Origin of the sequence: Neorhizobium sp. T25_13 (assembly GCF_002968675.1) — a bacterium.
In the GTDB taxonomy this organism is placed as follows: domain Bacteria; phylum Pseudomonadota; class Alphaproteobacteria; order Rhizobiales; family Rhizobiaceae; genus Neorhizobium; species Neorhizobium tomejilense.
The window spans coordinates 281,489-293,416 of sequence record NZ_PVBI01000003.1; the positions used below are offsets into that span (position 1 = coordinate 281,489).

Below are 11,928 nucleotides of genomic sequence, written 5' to 3' on the forward strand. Positions count from 1 at the left end.
ATTAGCGGCCTTTGAAACGCACGAAGTGCTGCAACGCGATACAAACATTCACCAGTAAAAATACTGGTCTCAGACGGTCAGGTGCCGCCTTGCTTCTGCCGTATCCAGAGTCTCGGCGGCCCCTTCGTGCACAATCTCGCCACGATCCATGATGTAGACGTGGTCGGCCAGTTCCCGGCAGAAGTCCAGATACTGTTCCACCAGAAGAATGGCCATGCCGGTTGAATCGCGCAGGTAGCGGATCGCCCGGCCGATATCCTTGATGATCGACGGCTGGATGCCTTCGGTCGGCTCGTCGAGCACGAGGATCTTTGGACGGGTGACCATGGCGCGGCCGATCGCAAGCTGCTGCTGCTGGCCGCCTGAGAGGTCCCCGCCTCGCCGGCCGAGCATCGATTTCAGCACCGGAAACAGCGAGAAGATCTCGTCCGGGATGAACTTGTCCTTGCGCGCGAGCGGGGCGTAGCCGCTTTCGAGATTTTCCTGGACTGTCAGGAGCGGAAAGATTTCCCGGCCCTGCGGCACGTAGCCGATGCCGTGCTTGGCGCGGTTATAGGGCGCAAGACCGTTCAGGACTTCCCCCTGGAAGCTGATCGTACCGGCGCTGACCGGATGCTGGCCGGTGACGGCGCGGAGAAGAGAACTCTTCCCCACGCCGTTCCGCCCCAGCACGCAAGTGATCTTGCCCATATCCGCATGAATGGAAACGCCTCGCAGCGCCTGCGCTGCGCCATAGTGAAGATTGACGTTGTTGACTGTCAGCATATCAGCGCCCCAGATAATTCTCGATCACCTTCGGATCGCTCGAGACGAAATCGATCGAGCCTTCGGCAAGTACCGAACCTTCCGCAAGGCAGGTCACCTTGACGCCGAGTTCGCGGATGAAGCCCATGTCATGTTCGACGACCACGACCGAACGGGTCTTGGCGATTTCCTTGAGCAGCACAGCGGTCTCGGCTGTCTCCGCATCCGTCATCCCGGCGACGGGTTCGTCGACCAGAAGCAGCTTCGGTTCCTGGGCGAGCAGCATGCCGATCTCCAGCCACTGTTTCTGGCCGTGGCTGAGATTGGCGGCATACTCGTTCTTGCGGTGGGTCATGCGGATCGTCTCGAGGATCTCCTCGATGCGAGCCTTATCCTCCGCCGACAGCGTGTAGAACAAGGTGGCGAACACGCCGCGCGACCGGTTGAGCGCCAGTTCCAGGTTGTCCCAGACGGTGTGGCTTTCGAACACGGTCGGCTTCTGGAATTTGCGGCCGATGCCGAGCTGGGCGATGTCCGCCTCGTCCTTTTTGGTCAGGTCGATCGTATCCTCGAACAGGACCGTGCCGGTATCAGGCCGTGTCTTGCCGGTGATGATGTCCATCATCGTCGTCTTGCCGGCGCCGTTCGGGCCGATGATTGCCCTGAGTTCGCCGGGCTCCACGACGAAGGACAGCGAGTTCAGCGCCTTGAAGCCGTCGAAGGAGACCGAGACGTTTTCGAGATAGAGCAGGCTTTTCTGTCGTGTTTCGGAAATCGTGTTCATGGTTGCGTGCCCCTATTCCGCCGCCTGGGCCTGGGCCACCGCCGCAGCGTCGCCCCTGCCCTTTTCCGCATCCGCCGCAGCCTTCAGCGCCTTGCGGGCTTTGAAGCCGTGCTGGATCGTTCCGACGATGCCCTTCGGCAGGAAGAGCGTCACGGCGATGAACAGGCCGCCGAGCGCAAACAACCAGATTTCCGGGAAGGCGCCGGTGAAGAAGCTCTTGCCGCCGTTGACGAGGATGGCGCCGATGATCGGGCCGATCAGCGTGCCGCGGCCGCCGACCGCCGTCCAGACGACGACTTCGATCGAGTTGGCGGGCGCAAATTCGCCCGGATTGATGATGCCGACCTGCGGCACGAAGAGTGCGCCTGCGATCCCCGCCATCATGGCAGAGACGACGAAGGTGAAGAGCTTGATGTTCTCAACCCGGAAGCCGAGGAAGCGCACACGGCTTTCCGCATCGCGCACGCCGACCAGCACCTTGCCGAATTTCGAGCGGACGATGGCCGAGGCGAGGATCAGGCAGAGCGACAGCATCAGCGCCGACATGAAGAACAGAACCGCCCGCGTGCCGTCCGCCTGGACGGAAAAGCCGAGGATGTCCTTGAAGTCGGTGAGGCCGTTATTGCCGCCGAACCCCATGTCGTTGCGGAAGAAGGCGAGCAGCAGGGCGTAGGTCATCGCCTGAGTGATGATCGACAGATAAACGCCGTTGACGCGGGAGCGGAAGGCGAACCAGCCGAAGATGAAGGCGAGCAAGCCGGGCACCACGATCACCATCGCCATGGCGAAGATGAACCAGTCGAAGCCATGCCAGAACCACGGCAGTTCCTTGTAGTTCAGGAACACCATGAAGTCGGGCAGGATCGGATTGCCGTAGACGCCGCGCGGGCCGATCTGGCGCATCAGGTACATGCCCATCGCATAACCGCCGAGCGCGAAGAAGGCACCGTGGCCGAGCGAGAGGATGCCGCAGTAACCCCAGACGAGATCGAGCGCCAGCGCCAGCAGCGCATAGCAGAGATACTTGCCGAACAGCGACATGGCATAGGTCGGGATGTGAAGGGCGCTATCGGGCGAGGTCAAGAGGTTGAGCGCCGGCACCAGGATGCCGATGCCGAGAAGAATGCCGACGGCTACGACGATGCGGCCCTCGAGGGCGCGGAAGACAAAGCCGGAAATCATGCTTCCACCGCCCTTCCCTTGAGCGCGAACAGGCCGCGCGGACGTTTCTGGATGAACAGGATGATCAGCACCAGGACCAGGATCTTGCCGAGCACGGCGCCGACCGAGGGTTCGAGGAACTTGTTGAGCACCCCGAGCGACAGTGCGCCGACCAGCGTGCCCCAGAGATTGCCGACGCCGCCGAACACCACGACCATGAAACTGTCGATGATGTAGCTCTGGCCGAGGTTCGGCGAGACGTTGTCGATCTGGGAGAGCGCGACGCCGGCGATGCCGGCAATGCCGGAGCCGAGGGCGAAGGTGAAAGCGTCAACCCAAGGCGTCTTGATGCCCATCGATGACGCCATGCGGCGGTTCTGGGTGACGGCGCGCATGTTGAGGCCGAAGGAGGATTTTTTCATCACCACCAGCAGCGCCACGAAGATCGACAGCGAGAAGGCGATGATCCACATGCGGTTCCAGGTGATCGTCATGCCGCCGACCGGGAAGGAACCGGACATCCAGGACGGATTGCCGACTTCCTGGTTGGTAGGCCCGAAGAGCGAACGGATCGTCTGCTGCAGGATCAGCGAGACGCCCCAGGTGGCAAGCAGCGTTTCGAGCGGCCGGCCGTAGAGGAAGCGGATGACGCCGCGTTCGATGACCAGGCCGACGGCGCCGGTGACGAGGAAGGCAACCGGAAGCGCGATCGCCAGCGACCAGTCGAACAGGCCGGGCGCATGGTCGCGGATGACCTGCTGCACCACGAAGGTGGAATAGGCGCCGAGCATGACCATTTCGCCATGCGCCATGTTGATGATGCCCATGACGCCGAAGGTGATCGCGAGCCCGATCGCCGCCAGAAGCAGGACCGAGCCGAGCGAAACGCCGTACCAGACGTTCTGGCCGACATCCCAGAGCCTCTGGCCGCTTTCGATGCTGGCGATCGCCGCATCGACATCGCCCTTGAGGCTCGGATCGAGCGAGGCGGATGCGCCCATCAGAATGCCGATCGCGTTGCGGCCGCCATAATTCTTGATCGTCTGGATCGCGGCCCGCTTTTCGTCGATGGAGCGGTCGGAGGAAAGCAGCGACACGGCGCGCGCCTCTACCATGCGGGCTTTAACTTCGCCGTCCGTTTCCTTGGAGATTGCGGTTTCGATCAGTTCGAGGTTTTCGGGGCTCGGCGAGCGGAGCACGGCATCGGCCGCCTGCAGCCGTACGCCGCGATCCGGGCTCATCAGCGTCAGGCCACCCATGGCCGAGCGGATGACCCGGCGCAGGCCGTTGTTGATCTTGATCTTGGTGACCGTGTTCTTGGCGGCCTGTCCGGCGGAAACGCCGGTGACCGGATCGATCAGTTCGTAATTGGAGCCGGCTGCCTTACCGATGAACACCAGGTTATCGGACTTGCGGAAATAGAGGTCACCCTCGGAAAAGGCATTCAGCGCCGGCACGAGCCGCGCATCACCGGTGGCAGCGAGCTGGCCGATTAGTTTTTCAGCTTCGCCGAAATCCGCCTTGGAGAGCGCGTCGATCAGCGGCTTGGGATCGGTCTGCTGCGCGAACGACGGCGCGGCGAAAACGAGAATGAAACAAGCAAGAAGTGTCCGAAATAAAATTCTCAAAGTCATGACATCGTCCCTCATCCGGCGGCCTGCCCGTTGCGGATCCCCTCACTTGCGATTTCTAAAACTTAGCTATGCTAAGATTTTGAAATCGCTTTCTCTCCCGCAAGGGGAGAGATAGAGATGCGGCGCTGCCGCGGCCTACCTCTCCCCTTGCGGGAGAGGTTACAAAATCACGATCTTAGCTTTAGCTAAGTCGTAGATTTTGTTGGTGAGGGGGTAAAACACCCCCTCCCAGCGGAGTTAGCCCATCAGCTGCCCTTGCCGCCGCACTTGCCGGAAGCAACGTTGAAGTTGCCGCAGGACATCGGCTTGCGCCAATCGGAGATCAGGTTCTTGCTGTCCGGCAGGTAATCGGACCACTCGTCGCCGACCACAGGTGCGGTTTCCTGAACGATGTCGAACTGGCCGTCAGCCTGGATTTCACCGATCAGCACCGGCTTGGTGATGTGGTGGTTCGGCATGACGGTGGACGTGCCACCCGACAGGTTCGGAACGGAGACGCCGATGATCGAGTCCAGCACGGCATCAGTGTTGGTAGTGCCGGCAGCTTCGACGGCCTTTACCCAGGCGTTGAAGCCGATATAGGCGGCTTCCATCGGATCGTTGGTGACGCGCTTGTCGTTCTTGGTGAAAGCCTTCCATTCCTTGATGAATTCGGCATTCACATCGGCATCGACGGACTGGAAGTAGTTCCAGGCGGCCAGGTGGCCGACGAGCGGCTTGGTGTCGAGACCGGCAAGTTCTTCTTCGCCGACCGAGAAGGCAACGACGGGAATGTCTTCAGCCTTGATGCCCTGGTTGCCAAGTTCCTTGTAGAACGGCACGTTGGCATCGCCGTTGATGGTCGAGACGACGGCGGTCTTCTTGCCGGCCGAACCGAATTTCTTGATGTCGGAGACGATCGTCTGCCAGTCGGAGTGACCGAACGGCGTGTAGTTGATCATGATGTCGGACTCGGCAACGCCCTTCGACATCAGATAGGCCTTGAGGATCTTGTTGGTCGTCTGCGGATAGACATAGTCGGTACCGGCCAAAACCCAGCGCTTGACGCCCTCTTCCTTGGCCAGATAGTCGACGGCAGGGATCGCCTGCTGGTTCGGAGCGGCACCCGTGTAGAAGATGTTGCGCGAGGATTCTTCACCCTCGTACTGGACCGGGTAGAACAGGATCGAGTTCAGCTCTTCGAAGACCGGCAGGACCGACTTGCGCGAAGACGAGGTCCAGCAACCGAAAACGGCGGCAACCTTGTCCTTGGAAATCAGCTGGCGGGCCTTTTCGGCGAACAGCGGCCAATCGGAGGCCGGGTCGACGACGACGGCTTCGAGCTTCTTGCCGAGCACGCCGCCCTTCTTGTTCTGCTCGGCGATGAGCATCAGCATGACATCCTTGAGGGTGGTCTCAGAGATGGCCATGGTGCCCGAAAGCGAGTGCAGAACACCGATCTTGATGGTGTCGTCAGCGGCGAAAGCACCCTGCAGCGCCGTCGTCGACATTACGGCAGCGAGCAGCGCGCCACCCAGTTTGGATTTGAATGTCATTGGTTCGAACCCCTCTTCTCGTTCGTCCGCAACGAAGAACTTAACCGTTGCTTAAGCGACTATCCGTTGCTGCATCGCAAAACCGTATACGTCGAATGACGTACCGGAGGGGGAGAAGGGGGAAGAAGGATGCCGAGGGTAGAAATCCTACGCCCAGCGGGCATCTTCAGCAAACAGCGCCGGCACGGTCAGTATCGAGCGTATTTATTGATATATTAACCATATTTGGATTGTATGACCCGACGCACATGTAGGGCGGGGAGTTGTTTCGGTGTAGATCCCATGAGTAGCATCCTCACGAATGCTGGAGCTGCTTCTGCGCTCCAAATGCTTCGCTCCCTCGACAGCCAGATGTTGGGCACGCAGCGGCAGGTCGCGACCGGCTTGCGTGTCGACCAAGCTTCAGACAACGCCGCTTATTGGTCGATCGCCACCACCATGCGATCGGACAATGGTGCCCTTTCGGCCGTGCAGGACGCCCTAGGCCTCGGAGCCGCAAAGGTCGAGACGGCCTATGAGGGCATCGCTGCGACCACCGATATCCTGGCGGCATTCATGGCCAAGGTCGTTTCCGCCCAGCAGGACGGAATAGACAAGAACAAGATCCAGGAAGAACTGGAGCAGTTGAAGCAGCAGATCGTCTCGATATCCAACTCCGCAAGCTTCGCCGGCCAGAACTGGCTGCGGTCGGACATGCAGGGCGAGGTTAGCGAAGCAGGCGCGAAGACGTCTGTCGTATCATCGTTCAATCGCAGCGAGGATGGAACCGTCTCCGTCGGGACCATCGACGTCGATCTGTCGAAAATCGCACTGTTCAAGAATGGCGGCGGCGGAATTCTGCAGAAAGAACCTGATCCGGATCTGGGTCATGGTCTCGGCACGATCGGTGGATTGCTCGGATTTTCGACATCGGGTTATGGCGACGTACCAGGGCCGGTATTCGACCAGCCCTTCACGATCACGAAATTCGACGTCGTCACGGTCGCCTTTTCGGTGGGTACGTCCAACGATACGTTCGTCATCACCAAAAGTGTCGTCGACCAGGCGCTCGGAGGCGAATTAGGATACGGCTTCGACGGAGATATTGAAAGCGCTGCCGATTGGGCGAAAGTCCTCCAGCAGGCAACGTTTCTCAACAAGCCGCCCTCCGACGCCTTGTTGACGGCTCAGGGCGGGACGCCGAATATCTTCTTTCGCGCCATCATTCCTCTCGCCGCAGAGCTGATCACCGTCCAGCCGCCCGTCCACACCCGGACGCTGCCGCCGGAGGGTATCGATATTCTCGATATCGACGTCACCGATCCCGACATCGATTTTCCGACAATTACCTTGGTTCTCGACGAGATGCAGCAGAAGGTCATATCGGCCGGCGCCTACCTTGGCTCGCTCAGGTCGAGGATCGCGATGCAGGAAGCATTTGGAAACAGTCTCGCGGGCAGTCTCGACAGAGGCATCGGGCGCCTCGTCGATGTGAATATGAGCGAGGCGTCGAGCCGGCTCAAAGCTCTGCAAGTCCAGCAGCAACTCGCGACCCAGTCGCTTTCCATCGCCAATTCGGACGCGCAAAACATCCTGTCTCTCTTCCGGTAAGAGACCGTCATCCTTGAGGGCAGGCGCGCATTGCGCGTGCGATATATGACCTCCGAGGTAATCGACCCGGCGACCGACGGCATCTATCCCAGGATCCAGCTTTGCAGCGTGAAAGGATCAGCCCCATGCCCATTACCTATGTCATTCGTTTCGATATCCTCCCAGCCCAGCGCGACCGCTTCATGGTCCTTCTGAACGGCGTGCTCGATGCCATGCGGCACGAACCGATGTTCCACAATGCCGTGCTGCATGCCGATCCCGACAACGAGAACCACGTGATGCTCTATGAGACCTGGGAGGATCATCAGGACGTCCTGGACGTGCAGTTGCAGCGCCCCTATCGCGAGGCCTGGCACGCGGCCCTGCCGGATCTGCTCGCCAGCCCGCGCGACATTTCAGTCTGGCGCCCGCTGCGGGGAGACCGCGCCGCGTAAATCTTCGGCCAGGCCGTTCCTTCTCGGGAACATTTCTGCGCCTCACGCGCTTGCCTCCCCGGATCCGCCAACCACCCGAGGAGCTCGAACCCGTGATCAACGACCTCTGGTATAAGAACGCCGTCGTCTATTGCCTCTCCGTCGAGACCTTCATGGATTCCAATGGCGACGGGATCGGGGATTTCCAGGGCTTGCAACGGCGGCTGGACTATATCTCCGGTCTCGGCGTCAGCGCCGTATGGCTGATGCCGTTCCAGACCTCGCCCGGCCGGGACGACGGTTACGACGTCTCCGACTACTATAATGTCGACCCGCGCTACGGCACGCTCGGCGATTTCGTCGAATTCACCCACGGCGCCCGGCAGCGCGGCATAAGGGTGCTGATAGACCTCGTGGTCAACCATACGTCCAATGAACACCCCTGGTTCCAGGACGCCCGAAGCAATCCGGAATCTTACTATCGCGACTGGTATATCTGGTCCGACAAGAAGCCGGCAAATGCCAACGAGGGAATGGTGTTTCCGGGCGTGCAGAAGACGACCTGGACCTATGACGAAAAGGCCAGGCAATATTACTTTCACCGCTTCTACGAGTTCCAGCCGGATCTCAACACCTCCAACCCGCATGTGCAGGCGGAAATCCTCAAGATCATGGGTTTCTGGATCCAGCTCGGTGTTTCCGGTTTTCGCATGGATGCCGTGCCATTCGTGATCGCCGAAAAGGGCGCCGACGTGAAAAAGCCGAGGGCGCAGTTCGACATGCTCCGGGTTTTTCGCGAATTCCTGCAATGGCGGCTCGGAGATTCGATCATCCTTGCCGAAGCCAATGTCGTGCCGAAGGAGAACCTCGCCTATTTCGGCGATGATGGCGATCGTATGCAGATGATGTTCAACTTTCACGTCAACCAGGCCCTGTTTTATGCGCTCGCCTCCGGAGACGCCCGGCCCTTGGCGAAAGCGATCGTCAATACCAGCGATCGGCCTGAAACGGGACAATGGGGCATGTTCCTGCGCAATCACGATGAACTCGATCTTGGTCGCCTGACCGAAAAACAGCGCCAGAAAGTGTTTTCGGTATTCGGGCCTGACAAGAACATGCAGCTCTACGACCGTGGCATCCGACGGCGGCTGGCGCCGATGCTGGAGAACGACCGGAGGCGCCTGGAACTCGCCTACAGCCTGCTGTTTTCGCTGCCCGGCACGCCGGTCCTGCGTTATGGCGACGAGATCGGCATGGGCGACGACCTGTCGCTGCCGGAGCGCAACTGCGCCCGCACGCCGATGCAATGGTCGGCCGAGCCGCATGGCGGGTTCACCAAGAACGACAAGCCGGTCCTGCCGGTCATCAGCGCAGGGCCGCTCGGCTTCAGATATCTGAACGTCGCAGAGCAGCGACGCGATCCCGACTCGCTGCTGAACTGGACGGAACGCCTGATCCGCATGCGCAAGGAAGTGCCCGAGATCGGCTGGGGCGCTTGCACCACCCTCAACACCGGAGACAACGGAGTCCTGGCGCTCCGTTATGATTGGCGCGACAATTCCGTGCTGATCGTCCACAACCTGCATTCGAGGCCGGTCGAGGTCACGTTCGTGGTCGGTATCGGCGAACACGGCGATCTGCTCATCGATATCGCGGACGGCGGCAACAGCGAGGCGGATGCCAACGGCCGGCACCGGCTCCTGCTCGATGCCTATGCCTATCGCTGGTTCCGAGTCGGCGGCCTCGATTACCTGTTGCGCCGCAGGGAAGTCTAGGCTAACCGCCCGCCCTCACCTCGCGCACACCGCGGCCAGTCTTTTGCCGCAGCAATGCGCGCAGCGTAACGCCATCCGCATAACCGATGAGCACGGCGATTTCGTTGGGGCTCTTGTCGCTGGTCTTCAGGAGATGCACGGCGCGCTCGACACGGAGATCCTGGAAATAGGAGAGCGGCGTCTTGCCGAGTACCTGCTGCATGCGCCGCGCCAGCGTCCGTTTGCTGGCGCCGACCGCATCGGCCGCGTCGTCCAGCGAAAACCCCTCCCTGAGACGACCGCGTGCCCAGCGCTCGAAACGCTGCACCAGCGGATCGGCATGAGAAAGATGGTCGGTGATCACGTAAGCCGACTGCGACGGCCGATTGTCGACGATGAGGTAGCGCGCCACAAGGCCGGCAAGCTCCGGGCTCACCTGCCGCACCAGCCAGAGCGCCATGTCCATATGGCCGAGTGCGGCGCCCGCCGTCACCAGCGAGCCGGATTTCACCAGCATATGGCCGTCTTCGAGCTGCACGGAGGGATAACGCTGGCGGAAGAGCGGCGCGAGCCACCAGCTGGTCGTCGATTTCTCTCCGTCGAGAAGGCCGGATTCGGCCAGAACGAACGTGCCGATACAGGCGGCGGCGATGTTCATGCCCGCCGCCTTGGCTTCGCGCAGCACCACCCCCGCATCGCGGATGTCGGGACGGCCGAGGGCGGGCACCAGCACGTCCGGCATCTTGCAGGCGATCGCCGGCACCACCAGCCAGCCGCCGGCCTTCGGATCGAAATTTCCGGAGATCGGCACGGCAAGCCCGTGCGCCGTCTTCACTTGTCTGCGCACGCCGATCACCGACACGTCGAAGGCCGGCACATCGAGCGACAGCATGGCCGCAAGCTCGTTCGCCATGGTGAAAACGTCGAGCATGGTCGATAGGCCGGTATCAAAGACGGGATCGAGGGCAAGGAGTTGTAGCTTCATGGCAAAAACACTATCAACAATGTCAATATTGACAATAGGCAACCGAGCCCACGTGGCGGAATATCGGCCTGAAAAACGTCGCCTGGCCGAGCCCGTTGCGATAAGAAGAGGCACATGAGCATGGATGTCACCACGATCGGCTTCACCAAGACGAGCGCCGAGGATTTCTTCGGTCGCATCAGGGCGGCCGGCGTCAAGCGGGTCCTGGACGTGCGCCTCCACAACACCTCGCAGCTCGCGGGGTTTGCCAAATCCGAGGACCTCGCCTTCTTCCTGAAGACGATCTGCGGCGCCGGCTATGTGCACGAACCGCTGCTGGCGCCGACCGAGGAGATCATGACCGCCTTCAAGAAGGAGAAAGGCGACTGGAATGTTTTCCAGAACGATTTCCTTGGCTTGATGGCTGAACGCAAGGTGGAAGATCACTTCAAGGCGGAAGAGTTCGATGGCTCCTGCCTGCTGTGCTCGGAAGACAAGCCGCACCATTGCCATCGCCGGCTCGTCTGCGACTATCTGAACGGCAAATGGGGCGGCAAGCTCGGCATCCGCCACCTCTAGAATCTCGCCGCAGCCGGAATCTCGATTGAACAACCAGACACCCTGACGCCGCCGGGAGCCTCTCCCTGCGCGGGAGACCCTTTGCCATGGCCTTTGAAACCATTCTTGCAATCGCCCTTTTCTCGCTTGTCGGCTCGGTTTCGCCCGGACCGAGCAATTTGATGCTGCTTGCCTCGGGCACCAATTTCGGCTTCCGGCGCACCGTGCCGCAGATCCTCGGCATCACCATCGGCCTTTCATCGGTTCTGCTGGCGGTCGGCTTCGGCCTCGGCGCCCTGCTGACGGCATATCCGCCGCTCGCATTGGCATTGAAGATCGCCGGCGGTGCCTACCTGCTCTATCTTGCCTGGCGGATCGCCATGTCTCGCTCCGTCCCTAACGGTGACGCGAGCGCCGCCCGTCCCCTCACCTTCCTCGAATCCGCAGCCTTCCAATGGGTGAACCCCAAAGCCTGGGTCGCGGCGCTGACTGCCATGGCCGCCTATGCCAGCGCCGAAAACCCCTTCGCGTCGGTGGTGCTGATCACGCTCGTCGTCGCCATCGTCAACCTGCCGAGCGTCGCCGTCTGGGCCGGCTTCGGCGTGGCGCTTCGACGGTTCCTGTCCGATCCGGCGCGGCTCAAATGGTTCAACATCGTCATGGCATTGCTGCTGGTCGTAACGCTTTGGCCGCTCCTGAAATAGCAGCAGAAGCAGGCTCGGACGATCGTGCAAGAACTGCGGAGAACCTTGATACCGCTTTCCCGCACATCCGCTGCATAGATCCTTGCT

11 protein-coding genes are annotated in these 11,928 nt (G+C 60.8%); 5 read left to right on the forward strand and 6 right to left on the reverse strand.

The window, feature by feature from the left end; all coding sequences use genetic code 11:
• Positions 1-69: 69 nt before the first annotated feature.
• The 5 genes from urtE to urtA all read right to left on the reverse strand — a co-directional run bounded on the left by urtE (position 70) and on the right by urtA (position 5,858).
• Complete coding sequence (gene urtE, locus C5J22_RS08440; RefSeq protein ID WP_105437887.1) at positions 70-765, reverse strand: urea ABC transporter ATP-binding subunit UrtE; 696 nt, start codon at positions 763-765, stop codon at positions 70-72.
• A 1-nt stretch (position 766) separates the two neighbouring features.
• Entirely contained in the window at positions 767-1,528 is a 762-nt protein-coding gene (gene urtD / locus C5J22_RS08445; RefSeq protein WP_105437888.1) for an urea ABC transporter ATP-binding protein UrtD, read from the reverse strand.
• A gap of 12 nt (positions 1,529-1,540) precedes the next feature.
• On the reverse strand, positions 1,541-2,710 hold the full coding sequence (urtC, locus tag C5J22_RS08450) for an urea ABC transporter permease subunit UrtC (protein WP_105437889.1): 1,170 nt from the start codon (positions 2,708-2,710) through the stop codon (positions 1,541-1,543).
• Positions 2,707-4,323, reverse strand: a complete 1,617-nt coding sequence (gene urtB, locus C5J22_RS08455) for an urea ABC transporter permease subunit UrtB (RefSeq protein ID WP_105438120.1) — start codon at positions 4,321-4,323, stop codon at positions 2,707-2,709. Before urtB ends, urtC begins: the two co-directional genes overlap by 4 nt.
• Before the next feature lie 245 nt (positions 4,324-4,568).
• Positions 4,569-5,858 (reverse strand): urea ABC transporter substrate-binding protein, encoded by a 1,290-nt coding sequence (urtA, locus tag C5J22_RS08460; protein ID WP_046603671.1) that lies wholly within the window; start codon positions 5,856-5,858, stop codon positions 4,569-4,571.
• Positions 5,859-6,140: 282 nt separating this feature from the next.
• Between urtA and C5J22_RS31620 the strand changes: the two genes are divergently transcribed.
• The 3 genes from C5J22_RS31620 (at position 6,141) to C5J22_RS08475 (ending at position 9,636) form a co-directional block, all read left to right on the forward strand.
• On the forward strand, positions 6,141-7,448 hold the full coding sequence (locus tag C5J22_RS31620) for a flagellin (protein WP_245440323.1): 1,308 nt from the start codon (positions 6,141-6,143) through the stop codon (positions 7,446-7,448).
• Positions 7,449-7,573: 125 nt separating this feature from the next.
• Complete coding sequence (locus tag C5J22_RS08470) at positions 7,574-7,882, forward strand: putative quinol monooxygenase (protein ID WP_105437890.1); 309 nt, start codon at positions 7,574-7,576, stop codon at positions 7,880-7,882.
• 92 nt (positions 7,883-7,974) lie between these two features.
• A complete protein-coding gene (locus tag C5J22_RS08475) occupies positions 7,975-9,636 on the forward strand; it encodes an alpha-amylase family protein (protein ID WP_105437891.1) in 1,662 nt (553 codons plus the stop codon).
• Between the two features lies 1 nt (position 9,637).
• On the opposite strand, the gene C5J22_RS08480 is transcribed toward C5J22_RS08475, so the two are convergent.
• Positions 9,638-10,600 carry a GlxA family transcriptional regulator gene (locus C5J22_RS08480; protein WP_105437892.1) on the reverse strand — a complete coding sequence of 321 codons (963 nt, stop codon included), beginning with the start codon at positions 10,598-10,600 and terminating at the stop codon, positions 9,638-9,640.
• A 120-nt stretch (positions 10,601-10,720) separates the two neighbouring features.
• Between C5J22_RS08480 and C5J22_RS08485 the strand changes: the two genes are divergently transcribed.
• Entirely contained in the window at positions 10,721-11,158 is a 438-nt protein-coding gene (locus tag C5J22_RS08485) for a DUF488 family protein (protein ID WP_105438121.1), read from the forward strand.
• Between the two features lie 86 nt (positions 11,159-11,244).
• Complete coding sequence (locus C5J22_RS08490; protein ID WP_105437893.1) at positions 11,245-11,841, forward strand: LysE family translocator; 597 nt, start codon at positions 11,245-11,247, stop codon at positions 11,839-11,841.
• The last annotated feature ends 87 nt before the right edge of the window (positions 11,842-11,928 follow it).

What these genes read in the sequence shown, in the direction of transcription:
- urtE (WP_105437887.1), bottom strand. Translation starts at nt 765, where the DNA reads ATGCTGACAGTCAACAACGTCAATCTTCACTATGGCGCAGCGCAGGCG.
- urtD (WP_105437888.1), bottom strand. Translation starts at nt 1,528, where the DNA reads ATGAACACGATTTCCGAAACACGACAGAAAAGCCTGCTCTATCTCGAA.
- urtC (WP_105437889.1), bottom strand. Translation starts at nt 2,710, where the DNA reads ATGATTTCCGGCTTTGTCTTCCGCGCCCTCGAGGGCCGCATCGTCGTA.
- urtB (WP_105438120.1), bottom strand. Translation starts at nt 4,323, where the DNA reads ATGACTTTGAGAATTTTATTTCGGACACTTCTTGCTTGTTTCATTCTC.
- urtA (WP_046603671.1), bottom strand. Translation starts at nt 5,858, where the DNA reads ATGACATTCAAATCCAAACTGGGTGGCGCGCTGCTCGCTGCCGTAATG.
- C5J22_RS31620 (WP_245440323.1), top strand. Translation starts at nt 6,141, where the DNA reads ATGAGTAGCATCCTCACGAATGCTGGAGCTGCTTCTGCGCTCCAAATG.
- C5J22_RS08470 (WP_105437890.1), top strand. Translation starts at nt 7,574, where the DNA reads ATGCCCATTACCTATGTCATTCGTTTCGATATCCTCCCAGCCCAGCGC.
- C5J22_RS08480 (WP_105437892.1), bottom strand. Translation starts at nt 10,600, where the DNA reads ATGAAGCTACAACTCCTTGCCCTCGATCCCGTCTTTGATACCGGCCTA.
- C5J22_RS08485 (WP_105438121.1), top strand. Translation starts at nt 10,721, where the DNA reads ATGGATGTCACCACGATCGGCTTCACCAAGACGAGCGCCGAGGATTTC.
- C5J22_RS08490 (WP_105437893.1), top strand. Translation starts at nt 11,245, where the DNA reads ATGGCCTTTGAAACCATTCTTGCAATCGCCCTTTTCTCGCTTGTCGGC.